We start from the raw sequence: 17,803 nt of genomic DNA on the forward strand, positions 1-17,803 counted from the left end.
AAAATATATTTTTCAGTTACTTACGTCGTCTAAAAGTTTCATCACCGATTCGTAATTTTTTCCTACGGCTTCAGACAGCGCTATTTCACAAGTCTTAGAGGTAGAATAATATCCGTCGTACGTCTCTTGTTTCACTTCAGTCGACTCTTTCTTTGTCGCCGCCTTCGTCAACTCAGGGTAGTAAAACCCACGATCGCCGGCCATGCCGCAGCAGCCAGCAAATTCCGGCACCTTTACCTCCTTAGCACAGGCTTTGCCGATTCGTTTCAACTGATCGAGAGAGCCCATTTTTTGCACCGAACAGACTGGATGAAACGCAATTTTGTCTTTTTGCGCAGAAATGCGCAATTGCGGCAACACTATCTCGGCAGCGAAATCAATTACATCATGAATGGTCAGCTTATCAAACCGAACCTTGTTAGCATCGGAAAGATACGGCCTGCTGGATCTTATGGTCTGAGTGCAGCTTGTCACGTCCAACACCACCGGAATTTTTCCTTCCTGCGAGCTTTGCCAAAGTCGTTCAATAGCCTGGTTGGCAGTAAACTTGTATGCCTCTGCAAAGCCTTTGGAAGAAAAGACTTGCCCGCAGCACGTCCCTTTCAACTGATCGGGCAATACGATATTGATATTGGCTTTTTTGCACACAGACAAAAAAGCCCTCACTCCGTCGCCATCCATCATCCTTGAAATGCAACTTGAGAAGTACACGACTGACTGGCCCTCGCTACGTGCACTACGACCAGACTCAAAAAGCTCCTTCATAGCCGGTTTTTGAAAGTGATTGGACCAGAGCGGCATACCTGGAATGATACGTTTCATTCCCAAAGTCAGCTTTGGCATGAACTGCTGACCGAACAGCTTGTTCAGGAGAAATCCTTTCCAAAGTGCCAGCCTGGTGCCGCTCTCAAGCCATTTGAAATTCCTTGCAACACCAACGGCTACTTTATTTTCAAATGACGAATGGTTTTCCCGCCTTAATCGCTTAACCAAATCGCCTGTATTAATATCAACCGGACAATTGGTAGCGCACATCCCGTCGACAGCACAGGTTTCTATTCCATCAAAAGCATAGTCTTTCAACAGCGCATCTTTCGTAGCATGATCCCCGGCCATTTCTGCCCGCTTGATGGCCCTTCTAATGCCAATTCGCCTCCGGGGGGTTAATGTATAGTCACGACTGGGACAGCTATTTTCACAGAATCCGCACTCAATGCACTTGTCGACCTCTTCTTCCACAATTGGCATCACCTTGAGGTTGTGAACATGGCATTTTTTGTCTTCGGTGATCACAATGCCTGGGTTGAGCAAGTTGTGCGGGTCAATCAACTGTTTCAGCCTTTTCATAACGCTGTAGGCCTCGGGGCCCCACTCTGTTTCAACATAGGCCGACACAGCCCTGCCAGAGCTATGCTCCCCTTTCAAAGCGCCATCGTATTTATTCAGTACCAGGTCAAACAAGTCATCATTGAACTCTTCATACAAAGCGATGGCCTCCGGAGTAGCGTAACTTTGTGACACCACAAAGTGCAGGTTGCCATCCTTCGCATGACCGAAGATGATCCCATTTTCATACTTATGCTTCACGAAAAGCTGTTGAACATCTACGACAGCCTCTCCCAGCCTTTCGACTGGGAAAGTAAAATCTTCCATCAATGCTGACGTGCCTTTCGCCCGCATGCCAGCTACTGAAGGATACATTCCTTTTCGGATTTTCCAGTACAGTGCTTGCTCAGTTGGATTTTGCGTAAAGCTTGGCTCAAACAGCATAGGAAGCTTCGCCAAAGTCGGCTTCGCCATTTCGTATTTAGTGTCCAGCCGCTCCTGCGTACTTTCCTGGTATTCACACAAAATGGCTGATGCCTGCTCAGGCAATGTTTTAATAAAATCAGGAACCCCGGGCATGTTTTCCACCGACCTGAGCGACGCCCGATCCATAAACTCCAGAGCCTCTGCACCTGTATCTCTCAGAGCCGCAATGGTGTTACAAGCCTCGGCCGGACTGTCAAAATAAAGCATGCCAGTCATTTTGAAAGGGAAATCGGGAATAGTGTTCAATACTGCTTCTGCAATAAATGCCAGGGTTCCCTCTCCCCCAATGATCACGTGCGCCAATATATCCAGCGGATGTTCGTAGTCGAGAAAGGCATTCATACAATAGCCCACGGTGTTCTTCTGCTTGTATTTCTTGCGAATGCGGGCGACTAATGTCTTATTTTGTTCAACCTCCTGCTTCAATACAAGCAGACCGTTCGCTACTTCCTTGCAGTCCCTCAGAAATCTATCATAGTCTTCCTTCCTCTCTGTGGAAAAAACCTGCCCATTGGGAAGCACAAAAGTGAGATGCTTCAGTGTGTGATAAGAATTATTGACCACACCACAGCACATGCCACTCGAGTTATTGGACAGGATGCCCCCCATCATGGCAGCATTGATCGAAGCTGGATCTGGCCCTATTTTTTTACCAAACTTCTTTAGGTGAATATTTACATGAGCGCCAATGGCTCCCGGCTCTACCCTAACGGTTTCTCCATTATTCTCAGGTATCACCTTTCGCCAATAATTGCTAAGGTCGGCCAATATGCCATCAGAAACGGCTTGCCCCGACAAACTAGTACCTCCTGCCCGGAACGTAATTGGGATGTTCAGCTCCTGAGACACGGCGAAAAGCCTTTGAATTTCTTCAGCTGTGATGGGCTGCACGACAGCTTTGGGCACCAGGTAAAAATGGCTGGCGTCGCTTGCATAGGCGTAGCGGTCAATCAGGCGTGTTTTCACACGTGGCCTGGGTATTATTTTTAAAAGGGCGTCTTCAAGCATATCTCAAAATATTGAGCTCGGGTTCACGGGCTCATTAACGCTCCATATTAACTGATTTCGGGGAAAAAATCTCAGCTAAACTGATAATCGGTCAACAATGATATATGCGATGGATACCCTGAAATTTTTCACACCAATTTATTATGCATGCATACTATTTTTCTTTACATTTGAAATAGTATGCATGCATACTATTTATTCGAATTACAAAACTTAAAATTCTTCATTAGCCATGGAAACTACAGTTGCCAAAGATGCCATCAAGGGAGGTGAATTTCTGATCAGAGAAACTGAAGCCGACGAGATATTTATTCCTGAGGAGTTTTCGGAAGAGCAGAAAATGATGGCGGAAGCCACAAGAGATTTCATCGAAAAGGAAATCAAGCCAAACGTAGACAGGATGGACAGCCTTGAAGAGGGTTTTATGCCTGGCGTGATGGAAAAGGCGGGTGAATTGGGCCTGCTGGGCATTTCTATACCTGAGCAGTATGGCGGGCTAGGCATGAGCTTTAACACCAGCATGCTCATTGCTGACATTATCAGTTCCGGCGGATCGTTTTCTACTGCTTACGGCGCCCATACGGGCATTGCCACCCTACCCATTTTGTACTATGGCACTGAAGAACAAAAGAATAAATACTTGCCAAAGCTAGCCAGTGGCGAGTGGAAAGGGGCCTATTGCCTCACCGAACCCGATGCTGGTTCCGATGCCAACTCCGGCAAAACAAAAGCAGTTCTGTCTCCGGATGGCAAACACTATCTTATTACCGGGCAGAAGATGTGGATTTCCAATGGAGGTTTTGCTAACCTGTTCATCGTGTTTGCCAAGATAGGCGACGACAAGAACCTAACTGCCTTCTTGGTAGAGCGCACCTTCGGCGGCATCACCATGAATGAAGAGGAAAAGAAGCTTGGTATCAAAGGGTCATCTACCCGCCAAATTTTCTTTAATGATTGCCCCGTGCCGGTCGAAAACATGCTTTCCGACAGAGAAAATGGCTTCAAGATTGCAGTGAACATACTCAATATTGGTCGTATTAAACTTGCGGCCGGCGTTATTGGCGGCTGCAAAGATGTGGCCACTATGAGTACCCAATACGCCAACGACCGCAAGCAGTTCGGTGTTTCCATTTCGTCCTTTGGCGCTATTCAGCACAAATTGGCTGAGATGGCGGTTAAAACCTATGCGATAGAATCGGCCTGCTACAGAGCTGGCCAAAACATCGATGACAAAATCACCGACCTGATAGCGAACGGCATGCCTGAAAATGAAGCCAAGCTGAAAGGCGTTGAGCAGTTTGCCATTGAGTGTGCCATTCTGAAAGTGCATGGATCGGAGGTGCTGGATTTTGTGGTAGACGAAGGTGTGCAGGTTTATGGTGGTATGGGTTTCTCTGAAGAGGCGCCGATGGCGAGAGCCTACAGAGACGCCAGAATCACCCGAATTTATGAAGGCACCAACGAAATCAACAGAATGCTTCTGGTAGGCATGGTATTGAAACGAGCCATGAAAGGCGAGCTGGATATACTGCAACCGGCGATGGCGGTGGCCAAAGAGCTTACGTCAGTTCCCTCCTTCGCATCTCCTGATCTTACCAAGCCCTTTGCCGAAGAGAAAGAAATATTGAAGAACCTGAAGAAGGCCATATTAATGGTAGCCGGCAAGGCGGCTCAGACTTTTGGGCCTAAGCTGAATGACGAGCAGGAAATACTGATGTGCATTGCCGACATGATGATTGAGGTGTATGTAGCTGAATCGACACTACTTAGAACTGAAAAGCTGGTGTCAAAGACCGGAGAAAGTGCCAACGCTCTTCAGGCGAAACTTGCCCGTGTATATTTGACCGAGGCAGTGGAAAAAGTCAACAGCGCCGGAAAAGAGGCAATCGCCGGTTTTGTCAAGGGCGACGAACAGAAAGTGATGCTCATGGGAATGAAGCGGTTTACCAAGATGAGTCCTGTTAACACCATACAGTTGAGGCGTGAGATAGCCAGTGTGATGATAGAGAAATCAGGATATCCGTTAGCATAGTAGGATAAGTGGATAGTGAAATCAAAATCCGCCCCGACAAGGCGGATTTTTTTTGCGTTATAGTCAAAAAGCATGATGCTTTCGGAAGCTTTTTTGTGAATTAGAAATCAAAATGGTGCTTTGATTGTTTACATTAAAAACACCTCTCAAAGATTCAGTTTTAATTATAATACGACTAATTTTGTTCAAACAGGACTAAGTGTATGGATGCATCCTTTCGAAAGCTCACCACCAAGGAAAAAGCGCTAAAAATAAATCTTGACGAAAAAATTTACGGCACCTTTGCTGAAATAGGCGCCGGTCAGGAAACCGCAGCTCATTTTTTCAAGGCAGGGGGAGCATCGGGTAGTATCGCCAAAACGATGTCAGCCTACGACATGACCTTCAGTGATGCCATCTATGGGCCTTGCGACAGGTATGTATGCGAGCCTCGCCTGCATCAAATGCTGGACAAAGAGTACAACCTGCTCACCAAGCGGTTAAGCTACAGAGCCAAGCGAACCACCTTCTTTGCTTTCGCTAACACCGTTGAAACGCTCAATTTCAAAAGAACCAATAAGGGACATGGCTGGATAGGCATCCGGTTTCAGCTCCACCCCAATACACAGCCCAACGACTGCATCATCCACCTTGTGCTGAACGACACTGATGCGCTTTGGCAGCAGCAAGCACTGGGTATAGTTGGCGTTAACTTGCTTTACGCCTGCTATCACTACATGGATCCTGAAGAGTTTATCATTTCTCTGATCGACAACCTAAGTGAGGGCAGAATAGAAATTGACATGTTCCGCCTGGAGGGGCCCGACTTCCACCATGTGGACAACCGCCTGATGAGCTTGAAGCTGGTTAAAAACGGGTTGACGCAAATGGCGATGTTTGGTGCGAACAGAGATGTGCTGCAACCGTCGGAAGCATTGTACAAAAAGAACGTCCTTGTTCTTCGTGGAAGATTCCGGCCGGTGACACTTGTCAATGTGGACATGATGATTGCTGGCTTGAGGCAGTTCAAAAAAGAAGCCGACGTTGACCCGAAGAAACTCATAGTGCTTTCGGAGCTTACTCTCAATGACCTAACCAAGGATGGTAAAATCGATGAAAATGACTTCCTTGACAGGGTCGACATCCTTTGTTCGCTTGGTCAAAATGTAATCATTTCAAATTATCAGGAGTATTACAAACTAGCCACCTATTTCGCTCAATACACAAGGGGGAAAAAAATCGGGATTATACTTGGCTTCAACAACCTGCTTAGGATTTTTGATGAAAAGTACTACTCAGACCTAAATGGCGGAATTCTACAGGCCTTTGGTGAGCTTTTCGGTATAAATATTAAACTGTTTGTTTACCCCTACATCAAAGACTTTGAATCCAAAGAATTGATGACTTGTGCCAATTTTAAGCCAGCCGGGCACCTCAGACACCTCTACGATTACCTTCTGGAAAACAAAAAAATAGAAGACTTATCGAAAGTAAATGAGAAAAATTTGAGCATCATTTCGGACAAAGTCCTGGCAATGATACAAAATGGAGAAGATGGTTGGGAGCAATTTGTTCCGCACAAGGTGGCTGCCGCTATTAAGAAAAACCTCCTTTTTGACTACCCCTCACCGGTTGCTATGGAAGAAGATGACTAGCGCTTTTTATTGCTTTGTTTGGAGCGCTGGAGCCTATAGTCTTTAATAATTTCGAGAAAGTTGGCTTTGAGCGAAACGCTCTTTAAGAAAATTGAATAACTTTAATGTTAAGTAATTTTTTAAGTCCCTTGCAGTCTTATGAAGCTGTAAGATGCTGATTGAAACGCTTTGTGAAGCCAACCTAACCTTTGTAAACAAAGTAGCATTTTAGACTTCTACCTAAACCAATACGTGATGCAATTCAGATTAAGTAGCATTCTGTTTTTTCTTATTTTTCTATCTCTGTCCATTCATTCTAACCTCTCTGCTCAGACTTGGGAATCACTGCTGGATAGCAGCGATTACTACTTCGATACCGATCAGAAAAGGTCTCTGATGTATTTGCAGGATGCCTATAATGTGCTGAGTGCCCAAAACGCAGGTAAGCCCACCGGGCAGGAAGCCGTGCTGCTAAACAATCTCGGAATGCTCTATTGGGACCTGGACGACCTGGGTAATAGCAAGAAGTATCTATTGAAATCTGTTGAAACCTGGCGAAATCTTGGGCAAACCAGCAATGAGGATTACGCAAATGCTTTGACCAACGCAGCCAATGTTAGTAAGATCTTGGGAGATTTTGGAGCATCAGAGCGGCTTTACAAAGAGCTGGTACAAGTGATTGGTGCAATTAAAGGGGATAGCAGTACGGACTATATCAAGGCAATGCAGGAACTGGGAGCCTTCTATGAATACATAGGCGAATTGGAGATGGCCGTCGTAAATTTTGAGAAGGCCCATACGCTGCTCGAACAAAATCACTCGACTGTAATGTTTCTGATGGCTAACTCCTATAGCGACCTCGGAAGAATCTACATTAAACTGGGGCAACCCGACAAAGCATTTTCTTTTATCCAACACAGCGACGAGCTGTATGAGGCCAATTCACTCACTCACAAATTAGAATACCTTGAAAATCTGGAGCACCTGGGGATAGTGTATGAGTATTTGGGTAAATACGGGGAGTCTGAAAGAGTGCTTCTGAAAACGCTTGAGCTGAAAAAGAAGAGGGAAGGAATTGACCAGGGACTTATTTTGGAAACATTGAATGACCTGGGAATTCTATACATAGACCTGGGTAACTATGAAAAGGCAGGAGGTCACCTGCAGGAGGCCTTTGTTCTCAGTAAGAAAATATTTGGCCCCCGGCACCCCAACTACGCCACCGCTGCGAACAACCTGGCCAGTTACTACAACGACAGAGGCGACTTAGACAAAGCTTTTGAGCTCTTCAAGGAGGCAGCTGATATATACAAGGCCAACTATGGAGAATACTACCCAAAGTACGCTACTTCACTCAACAACATAGCTGGAATCCGTCGGACTCAAAAAAAATATGATGAGGCGAAAAAATACTATGAAGACGCCCTAAGGATAGACAAAGTAGTTTTGGGGGAAAGTCATCCTGACTATGCCACTTTGATCAACAACATGGCCGTGCTCTACTCGAACACAGGGGATCATCAAAGAGCGGAGGCACTTTATCTTCAGGCGCTAAACCTGCGAAAAGTGAGCTTGGGCGAAAATCACCCTTCTTATGCTCGGTCGTTGGAGAATCTTGGCCTGTATTATATCACACATGATCAACCAAAAAAATCAGGTGAATTTTTCAAGGAGGCTATCAAAATACAGGTTGGGCAGGTAGCGAAAATATTTCCTGCTCTTAGCGAAATTGAAAGGGAAGTTTTTTACAACACGGTTCGGGAGGATGTAGAGCGCTTCAACACTATAGCGCTTAAGCTTATGAAAGAGTCCCCGGCGATACTGGGAGACCTATACGACAACCAACTGGCAACAAAGGCTATTATTTTCTACGCCTCGGACAAAGTGAGGAAGAATGTACTCGCCAGCGGTGATGAGCAATTGATCCAGGACTTTATTCTCTGGAAGACGCTGAAAGCCCGTCTGGCAAAGTTTTACCAGGTGGGTACAGCCAAGCTCAAGGAGATGAATATCAATATTAATGAACTTGAGGTCAACATTAATAATCTTGAAAAGAAACTGGCTTACCAGTCATCCTACTTCACCTCTGGAGATGATAAGCAATACAGCTGGGTCGACATTAGAAGAAACCTCAAGGAAGGCGAGGCGGCTGTAGAAATTGTCAGATTCCGGGAGTTCAAAAGCCTGTACGGCGACAACGACAACCTCATCTACGGTTTCTCGGATCACATACAGTATGCCGCCCTAATTATTAAGCCCGACTCATACACGAACCCCGAGCTGGTTCTGCTCGACAATGGCAATCAACTCGAAAAACAATATTACTCAGCGTTTTTCAATTCTTTGAAATTTGGTGTAACAGACAACGAAACCTACGTGCAGTTTTGGGCCAAAATACAGGAACGTTTAGGTGGCGTGAAAAAAATCTATTTCTCTCCTGATGGGGTCTACAATAAGTTTAACCCTGAAACATTATTCATTCCTGATCAAAAGAAATACCTGGCCGATTTGCTTGACGTAAATTTTGTCACGAGTACCAAAGACGTTGTAGAATTCAGCAGAGCCGAAAAAAACAATGAGAAAACAGCCATCCTTATCGGTAATCCTGACTATGGTCACATTCCCAGTGAGCTGGCAACAAATAGCAAAACAGCCTTTATCAATATGTTCCAGCCCCTGCCAGGAACCATGGTTGAAATACATGCCATTGATGATATGCTGAGAGACTCTGGTTGGAATTCTAAAATAAGTACAGATAAGCTAGCTAGAGAAGAAAGAATAAAGGGTCTGGTAAGTCCTAAGATTCTACATATATCTACCCATGGTTACTTCCTTGATAATCCACCATTTATTTCAAAGAATGTTAACACCACTGACACTAACCCGTTATTCAAGTCAGGTCTTGTGCTTGCTGATGCCAACAATTTCTTTGTAGACTATGTGACAGGAAAGGATGCAGACCTGGAGTCGGAAGATGGTATTTTAACTGCCTACGAGGCAATGAACCTTAACTTAGACAACACAGACCTTGTGGTATTGTCTGCCTGTGAGACAGGATTGGGAGAAGTAATGAATGGCGAGGGCGTTTATGGTCTTCAGAGAGCTCTTAAAGTGGCCGGAGCCAGGAACCTGATCCTGAGTTTGAACAAGGTTGATGACGAGGTCACTAAAGACCTGATGATTTCCTTTTACAAGTACTACCTGAGTTCGGGAAACATCCGGCAGTCATTTCGAAAGGCACAGATGAACGTAAGGGAGAAATATGAAAGTCCCTATTTCTGGGGTTCATTCATTCTGATTGGAAAAGGCTGATTCCAATCTTGAAATTTATACCCAGCGACGCAATCCTCTGGAAATGTACTATAGTACCTTTTCACAGGTTCAAAGGGCTCTCTTGAAAATTAGAATCTATCTGTATTTCTGGGGGATTGATTTTTGGGATGGGTGTTTTGTACTTGCATAAAAAAGCGAAAGATGCAAGCCTATCCGGCTGGAGAAGCCCGGTCTGGCGAGACACATTGAACCAGTTTTGCTTTTTTATTACCGTCAATTTGCGGAATCGAATAACACTCCTTTTGAATTTTATCCCCCAGATTTTTTACTTGATCCGAAAATTATATGAAGGGCCTCCTTGCAAATTAAAAACCCAGAAAAAGCTTTAACCAGCCTATTTCCGGGTTGTAACTTCTTGATATACCCACTGTTAACAGCTAATAGTCAGGAAATACCGTTTTTTCTCATGGTAGTCCTTCCAAGACTCCCCAACTTTAGTTGGACCCTTAGACAAGCCTTAGCGACAAACAAAGGGTCTGAAGGTACTTACTGCTAGTAAGAAACGTAAATATCAATTATGTCTCCCGGATTCAGTTGGTAGCCATTCAGGTTGTTCAATTCAAGCAACAGCTCTTCAGGAAGGTTGAATTTTTCAGCTATCGATATGATAGATTCTCCCTTTTTTACCTTGTACTGTTTGTAATTGACGGCATGGTCATTCAATTCAACCAGGAGACTCAGGCTTGGCTTGATGCCGTTCTTCCCCTCGATCCTAATGGGTGTATATGGCTTAACAACTTCCGATTGCAAGCCATTCATCGCTTTTATCCTATCTGCCTGCAAGTTGAATGCCCTGGCGATAGCATCAATAGAAGCGCCGGGTCGGGTTACGTAAATCTTCGCCAGATCAGTTTGTAATGGTTTTGTAGAGTATACCTCAAGCTCCACCCTTCTGTTAAATGCCCGTCCATACGCCGTAAGGTTACTGGCCACAGGGTCACCTTCTCCGTTGTAGTAAACAGTCAAGGCAGTTTCGTCCACACCATGACTTACAAGATATTTATAAACAGCGTCTCCCCGCAAGTCAGACAGTCTGTGATTGTAGTCGTGTTCTCCCTGGCTATCAGCATGTGCATGAATTTCGATCTCAATTTCAGGGTTCTGCCTGTATAACTCGATCAACTTATTCATCGTCACAATGCCCTCATCCCGAATATTGGTGGCGTCGGAGTCGAAATAGACGCTCTCATAGTTCAGCACAATGTATCCATCTTTGTACCCACGCACCTGCAAGTCTTTGATGAAAAAGTTATCAGGCTTGATCGACGACACAGTCTGACTGTTTGAGAGAATCTTATAAGCCTTGTTCCCGTCCAAATAATCGAATACAAACTCCCCGTTTTGGTTTGTATAACCTACCTTGATTGTTTCACCAGCACTATTTGCCAGTACTACCGGATAGTTCGAAAGAGCTTTACCACTTTTAATATCTACCAAACGCCCTTGAATCTTGATATTCTTAAACTCTTCAGTTTGGTATTGATCAACACTGGCCATGACCATACCCGACTCAACGTACTTGTTTTCGAGATCAATCTGATCACCAAAAATCGTGTTTGACCTTGCCCTTACGTTTATCAATGTCCCCACTAAACTTCTCTCCTCTGCATTCAAACTGTTGTTAACCGCTCTGTCCTTTGTCAACAGTTCCATCTGGTTCCTGCCTTGAGAATAGTTAAAAGCCTCGGTTAAAATCAAGTGATTGAAAGTCTTTCGGATTTCAGGGTTGTAGTTCTTGTATTTGATAAAATCATCCTTGATTGCTCCCATTTCAGCCGCAGAGAGTTGATCTTCGGTCATAAACTTTGCCATCCTCCTGGCCATGCGCTTCTCTTCCGAATCGAACTCAGCAAACCTTTGTTTGTCTTCTTCAAACATCTCCGGGTGACCCGTGTAGTCATTATTGATCAGCGATACAGCCACAATCCTATCAATAGCTTGCCTTTTACTCGTGGGCAAGCTTTCATAAAGTGTCCTTTGGTCAGCGGTCATACTTACCGTCGCCCGACCTGAAGCCACCTTTGACACTGCATTTCCAGATTCGGGCTCACCAGCCTCGTCTCGCCGGTCGACTATGATCTGACCACCATCGCTTGAAGCAAGGTTACTGCTTGTGGAGACAGCCGGAGAGTTTTGCTTCGTACTATTTGTATTACCTGAACTGCTTGTCTTCGAGTTGCCTTGAGCAAGGGCCTGGTCGCTAACTGATTTTGATGAACCAGCGGCATTGCCAAACGAAGAGGTAGCCATTGGCCTATTGGACTGACTTGCGATAAGCTGTGAGGGCTCAGATGCATTTTCGTCGAGTGCCAACAGCGGCTTACTGGCTAGTTTATCGTAGCTACCGGCCCCGGACACCATTCTTGCAAATCTCAACTTTTCCTCCTCGCTGAGAGCACTGTAAGCATTCTTATTGGCACCAGTTAATAAATTACCCACTTCGTCCACGACTACATTTCCGTTTGTTTTGGTGTTCAAACTAGTGAGCAGCAGGGTCTGTTTTGCCGTAGCGTGATTAAAAATATACTCATCTGAAAAAGACAAGTTCCGAAGCCTTCTAACAAGAATTTTGTCAATAAGCGCCTTTTGTCCAGCCGGTTTCTTATTGTAAAAATCAAGATCCGCCGGAGTAATGCTCTTATCAAAATCTGACGGTTTCGCCGCCAGAAACGCCGTCACAAGTCTGTCAATAGACTGTTGTTCTTCAGTAGGCAAATTCTGGTAGAATACTTTGTCGTTGTCGTTCAACGAGAAATCGCTTTCAAGTGCCAGGTTCTTTAGTTGGCTAACTATGGAAGCCTCGGCCCGTTCCATAGATTGCTCGTCCTGCTTTTTGAGAAAAACATTTGTGTTCACACCGAGTGTTAGATTTTCGATTGATTTTTTCTGAAGGAGGTAACTCCGTGCCAACGTTTTTACCTGAGTTTGATCCGCAGCAGGCAAAGACTGGAAATACTCGTCTTGTACTTCCTTGCCACGATACTCCGTCACCTTCAGAGCAATGTACTGGTCTATCTTTTCTTTGGCATCCTTTGAAAGTTGTTCATAGTATGCCTTCTCCTCATTGCTTAGCGACACATTTAGCCCCAAACCGTCTTCTTCAAGATAAGACGACACCATCCTGTTGATTGAATACTTATCGCCTGTAGAAAGCTGCTGGTAGTAAAACTCATCTTCGGTTCTCACAGCTCTAAGGTCTCTTTCTGACATCTTCCTTACCCTGGAATTGACAATTCTCTCAATCTTCTCCTTGTCTGATTCAGATAAGTTGTCATAAAATGCCTGTTGCTCGGCTGTAAGCATTGCTTGCGTATTGAACATACGTGCCGCAAGAAAATGAGAGATCACTTCTTCGACCTTTTCTATGTCGTTGGTGTCGAAATTATAGTCATCTGAGAAGACGGAGCTGCGGCCAGCCACCACATCTTCTTCCAGAATTTCAGCAATAATTTCCTGGTCGGTCTCAATGTGGAAGGTATAAATATCCTGCCCTCCCACTCCGCCGTCCCGGCCCGACGTAAGATAGCCACTTTGCTCTCCCAATATAAAAAACCAATCATCCCGATTTGAATTATATGGAAGACCCATATTATAAATCTCTGAATTCTCGAAGTTATTTCCGTTCGTCATGAATATATCAAACCCTCCAAACCCTCTGTGTCCATTGGAGGCAAAGAAAAGAACGCCCTCTTCCTGATCATAAAACGGAGTGGCTTCGTCCATGCTGGTGTTGATAGCAGATCCGAGGTTGATAGCAGGCCCCCAATTGTCATTGCCAGCATCTACGCTGTACCAAATATCTGTCTGGCCAAATCCACCAGGTCGATCGGAAACAAAAAATAGCGTATCATTTCCCGGAGACAATGATGGATGCCTTGAAGTAGTGTTTTTTGCATTTATGTTTGCATTCAGAGGCTTTGGCTCACTCCATTTGCCATCGATAAGCTCCGATTTAGATATCTGAGAAGGTGTTGACGACCCAGCTGGCGGATTGTAGGTAAAGTAGACTTTCGTATTGTCTCTGTTAAAAATACCGGATCCCTCTCCGTTTTTAGTATTCAGGTTGGAAAACTTATCTTTATTTCCAATTTCTGTCCACGCATCTCCCGAATGCTCAAACCTGAAAAGATCAGCTGTTGACTGCCCCAGCCTTGCATCAAACACAGAGCCTGTCGATGATTTTCTGGAGGAAGACATCATAAGAGAAGCGTCCCCCTTAAATATAAAAGGAGCATAATCATCGTATTGCGTATTGACCGGAGATGGCAGCACCTTGAATTCGGCATGCCGAACCGGGTTAGCCATCTCGTTAAGAGCCAGGAGACAACCTTCTTTTTCTACAAGCGCCTGTAGCCTGAGTGTCTTAAACGCCAGCATTCTATCAGGATTAGTATTATACCACTTCAGGTAAACCTGAAAATTCTCCATCGCCTCCTGGTACTTTCCATTGAGCTTTTGCATCAAGGCAAAATAATATCGGCTCGTCGGATAGTTGGCTTCAGAAAGGTTAATCATCTTTTCATACTGAAGCTCAGCTTCCTGATACTTAAAAGTGTACCTATAGCACTCAGCTAACTGAAAAGTGGCCAGCTGGTTGTTCGGTTCTTCTGCAAGTGCCTGAAGGTAAAACTGTGCCGCCTCAGCATAATGTCCATTTCTAAACAGTTCATCAGCGTGCTCATTTAGCTGAACAGCTCCCTGACCAAAGGCAGCAACCGTTAAACCCAGAAAAGCCGCAAATGCTAGAGATAGTTTCTTCATAACTAAAATAATGGATTAGACGAGCTACCGCCCTTCTTATCCTTACCTAACGTGTAAGTTAATGAAATTTCAAAAGATGGCACAAGCGATTCGTTTGGCTCTGTAAACAAATAAGCTTTGTTCAGGTCATAGCTAAAAGCCATCTGCAGGTTATTATTCTGAAAGCCGGTTGTGAAAATGAAAGAATCCCTCAATCGATACCAAACTCCGAAGGTAAGGTAGAGGTTGTTTGCTTTGAGTGAGCGGTTGTCGCTAAAGCTGTAGCTGACGTAGCTTCCCATATTAAACTGATAGCGATTATCGGTGGAATAGTAAAAAATTCCATTGGGAGACCACCTTAACTTATGGGAGATGCTAAATTCCATACCGCCATGATAGGTCATGAACATTGGCTTACGAGCTACCTCCCCTCCCATAAAAGAGGTATTTGGCCGATTCAAGTTCTTGAATGAGAACCCTGAGAAGGCGCTATACTTATAAAGCCTGTATGTTCGGGCGGGGTTAAAGTAATAGGTCAAACCCGCATTGAAGACCGGGTAATGCACCATATCGTTGAACTGTGCAGACGGGTCTGCCGCATTCGGGTCAAAGCCAGAAACCAGGTATGGTGTATACTGCGATCCCCACTGTAGATTACCGAAATTAATGCTTTCATTAAAATACCCCCCCTGGAGCCCGAAGATTACGTAGTCTGGACTAAAGTCGCCCAACCTAAGGTTGTAGGCGGTGGAAACCATAAAACCATTGTTCTTGAAAAAGTTATCACCAATACTCTCGCTGAAAGCTGTTAAGCCAATGCCCCCAAACTGTCGTGCATTAAATCCACTCGAAACGAAAGGATAGAGTATCGAAAACTGTGAAAGTTCGTTGGAAATTCCAGAAGTTTGAAACTGTCTTTTGTGATTAAGAGATACCTGTAAATCGGGCGGAATGCCCGCAAACGAAGGATTCAAAAACAAAGATGAGGTATAGTACTGCGAAAATTGGCTGTTCTGTCCAGAGGCACTAAAAGCGAAGCAAGCCAACATAAGAAAACATATATATTTCAGCATATTCGTCATCTTATTAGCATTACCTGCCCAGTTTTCGACACTTTTCTTCCATTAAAAAACTCAAACTTTGCGGAGTAAAAATAATACCCACCTGACGCCGGTTTCCCGCTTTTAAGCAAGCCATTCCATCCGTTGGTCTGCGCATCCGACAAATCGTTGGTCTCATACAAAACGTCGCCAAAGCGATCATAGATTTTGAATGAAAACCCATCAGGAATCACCTTCTCACTGTAAAACTTCAAGACCTGGTCTTCCTCATTGACTGACAATGGAGAAAAAGCGGTTGGGATATAGGACACACCGTCGGCAGGTACCTTAGGGGAAAGGGCTACAGCCAGGTACCTTTTTGTGAAACTTTTTTCTCCAGTAAGCAGACCTGAGGAAAACAAGTCAGGATCTTCGACAGAGTCATCTGTTGTGAACAAGTTTGTAAATGGCTCGTCAAGTGACTCCGCCTCTGCCAGCGCAGGCGTGGCGCTATCAAATGCAATGTCATTTCGGTTCTGGCTGCTTTCGAGGTCAGCGCCCACATAGTCGACGGTTACTTTGCTGCTATCAAATCTGCCCAGCGCAGTTTCAATATCCCAATAGTAGTCTTCGGCAATACCTACCAAAAGCCGATCCGGAAAAGGTGCTTGAGAAAAAGCACCAACTTCCACACCTATGAGGGGGTTTTCACCAAAAACATTCTCCAGATAAACGGGTAAATAGAGTGCGTCATTTCCGACTGGAAAGAACTTATACCCAAGCCCACGGTGATAAAGTTTTCCCTCCGAGTAAGAGTTGTCGCTGCCACCAAGCACCTCTGCTCCATCTTCAATGACCAAATAGCTACCAGGGTTAGCGTCCACATAACCTTTAACAAAGTTGATCATTCCAACCACCCTCACGGTGTCTCCGGTAAATAGCGTTGTGCCAGTTGAATTCACCACAATGCTGTGCACATCGGTAGGCGTACTTGAGAATGTTTGGTCAGATGTACCGTCCAGTTCAATCTCACCATCTATACCGTTATAGGTGCCTGTGTTGCTCCAATCGCCAGAAACTCTGATGAGGCCTACATTTTCCAAATTACCCGTATTGTTGATGAGGCCATTGGAGTCCAATATTGGTGGCGTTGGGGCGTTGTTACTGATATTCAACCTGTTTTCGTTGTTGACAGTGCCATCCACAACCAACAGTCCCTCGTCATACACCTGCCCTTTGTTGGTAAGGTCTCCACCAATTTTAAGGCTGGCTGAACTTCCTACTTTCAACTGAACGCCCGATGGGGTATAAAGCCCCTGAGCTGCCACCGAAGCAGCGGCAAGTAAACTGAGCGATATGGTAGCAAGTACCTTATTCATTGGTTTTGGTCGCTGACTTGATCCCCATCTGCTCTTTAATAAGGTCGATGTCACTCTTCATGGAAGAGTTTTCCATTTGCAACTGCGCCATTAACTTCATTTGCATTTCGGAAAGCTTCATTTGTTTGTCAAGCGCTGCTTTCATCTCTTCTTTAGTCGTCTTTTCATCACTCAGGTCTGCCATTAACTTCTCTATCAGCTTCTGCTGCTCTTTGATGGCTTCGATGAGGACGGGGATAAGTTCGGTGTAGTTCACAGATTTGTAGCCTCTGCTATCCTCTTTCACCATATGGGGGAAAAGCTTTTCAATCTCCTGAGCAATGACACCAAAGTGAATTTCGGTATCTGCGTCGGCTTTGTAGTTGTAAGAAAGACCTTCTGACGCAAGAATTTTATCGAGCGGGCTGTCAAGAGGTTTGATGTTTTCTTTTAGGCGGATGTCGGAATTGCCGAATACACCAGTTGACGAAATCGTCAAGGATGTGCCTGCTGCTGTTTCGTCATATGTCCTACTAGTAGCATCCGCTAAGGCTGTAACCGTCAATCCAGTAACAGTTGCGGCTCCTGTTGAAAGTGTTCCTGAAGTAACTATGTTCTGCGTTCCAAAACTGGGGCTTATCTTCGTACCTGCAATCGCCGCAGCTGAATTAATATCAGCATCCACTATCTCATCGTTAGTGATAGCAGCACTTGTCACTGTCGTCAAATAACCAGCATCATTGTTGAGCAAACTCACATCTTCACCTTCAACCATCACGCTGGCTTGTAATTTTGATGCGCTTATCGCTGCCGCTGAATTAATATCAGCATCCACTATCTCATCGTTAGTGATAGCAGCACTTGTCA

At 44.9% G+C, this 17,803-nt stretch carries 8 protein-coding genes; 3 read left to right on the top strand and 5 right to left on the bottom strand.

The genetic code is table 11. The features are described 5' to 3' along the window. Positions 1–12: 12 nt before the first annotated feature. The gene (locus AAC052_RS21540) at positions 13–2,778 is read right to left on the bottom strand and encodes an FAD-binding and (Fe-S)-binding domain-containing protein (RefSeq protein WP_339815458.1); all 2,766 of its coding nucleotides are present in this window, start codon (positions 2,776–2,778) and stop codon (positions 13–15) included. A gap of 274 nt (positions 2,779–3,052) precedes the next feature. Between AAC052_RS21540 and AAC052_RS21545 the strand changes: the two genes are divergently transcribed. The 3 genes from AAC052_RS21545 to AAC052_RS21555 all read left to right on the top strand — a co-directional run bounded on the left by AAC052_RS21545 (position 3,053) and on the right by AAC052_RS21555 (position 9,777). After that, positions 3,053–4,852, top strand: coding sequence for an acyl-CoA dehydrogenase family protein (locus tag AAC052_RS21545; protein ID WP_339815459.1), 1,800 nt, complete (start codon positions 3,053–3,055; stop codon positions 4,850–4,852). Between the two features lie 203 nt (positions 4,853–5,055). Continuing rightward, the gene (locus AAC052_RS21550; protein WP_317491340.1) at positions 5,056–6,486 is read left to right on the top strand and encodes a TonB-dependent receptor; all 1,431 of its coding nucleotides are present in this window, start codon (positions 5,056–5,058) and stop codon (positions 6,484–6,486) included. Positions 6,487–6,720: 234 nt separating this feature from the next. Beyond that, on the top strand, positions 6,721–9,777 hold the full coding sequence (locus tag AAC052_RS21555) for a CHAT domain-containing tetratricopeptide repeat protein (protein WP_339815460.1): 3,057 nt from the start codon (positions 6,721–6,723) through the stop codon (positions 9,775–9,777). 513 nt (positions 9,778–10,290) lie between these two features. Here the strand turns inward: AAC052_RS21555 and AAC052_RS21560 are convergent. From AAC052_RS21560 to AAC052_RS21575, 4 genes are all read right to left on the bottom strand, one after another. Next, the gene (locus tag AAC052_RS21560) at positions 10,291–14,559 is read right to left on the bottom strand and encodes an OmpA family protein (protein WP_339815461.1); all 4,269 of its coding nucleotides are present in this window, start codon (positions 14,557–14,559) and stop codon (positions 10,291–10,293) included. Positions 14,560–14,561: 2 nt separating this feature from the next. Beyond that, on the bottom strand, positions 14,562–15,611 hold the full coding sequence (locus AAC052_RS21565) for a PorP/SprF family type IX secretion system membrane protein (RefSeq protein ID WP_339815462.1): 1,050 nt from the start codon (positions 15,609–15,611) through the stop codon (positions 14,562–14,564). Positions 15,612–15,616: 5 nt separating this feature from the next. Next, positions 15,617–16,957 (bottom strand): gliding motility-associated C-terminal domain-containing protein, encoded by a 1,341-nt coding sequence (locus tag AAC052_RS21570; RefSeq protein WP_339815463.1) that lies wholly within the window; start codon positions 16,955–16,957, stop codon positions 15,617–15,619. Beyond that, the coding region (locus AAC052_RS21575; protein WP_339815464.1) for a tail fiber domain-containing protein at positions 16,950–17,803 on the bottom strand (854 nt) is incomplete at its 5' end. The genes AAC052_RS21575 and AAC052_RS21570, both read right to left, overlap by 8 nt.

Source organism: uncultured Imperialibacter sp. (genome assembly GCF_963974565.1).
GTDB classification, from domain to species: Bacteria; Bacteroidota; Bacteroidia; order Cytophagales; family Cyclobacteriaceae; genus Imperialibacter; species Imperialibacter roseus.

Coding starts and splice junctions, on each gene's coding strand:
- AAC052_RS21545 (WP_339815459.1), top strand. CDS start 3,053: ATGGAAACTACAGTTGCCAAAGATGCCATCAAGGGAGGTGAATTTCTG.
- AAC052_RS21550 (WP_317491340.1), top strand. CDS start 5,056: ATGGATGCATCCTTTCGAAAGCTCACCACCAAGGAAAAAGCGCTAAAA.
- AAC052_RS21555 (WP_339815460.1), top strand. CDS start 6,721: ATGCAATTCAGATTAAGTAGCATTCTGTTTTTTCTTATTTTTCTATCT.
- AAC052_RS21560 (WP_339815461.1), bottom strand. CDS start 14,559: ATGAAGAAACTATCTCTAGCATTTGCGGCTTTTCTGGGTTTAACGGTT.
- AAC052_RS21565 (WP_339815462.1), bottom strand. CDS start 15,611: ATGCTGAAATATATATGTTTTCTTATGTTGGCTTGCTTCGCTTTTAGT.
- AAC052_RS21570 (WP_339815463.1), bottom strand. CDS start 16,957: ATGAATAAGGTACTTGCTACCATATCGCTCAGTTTACTTGCCGCTGCT.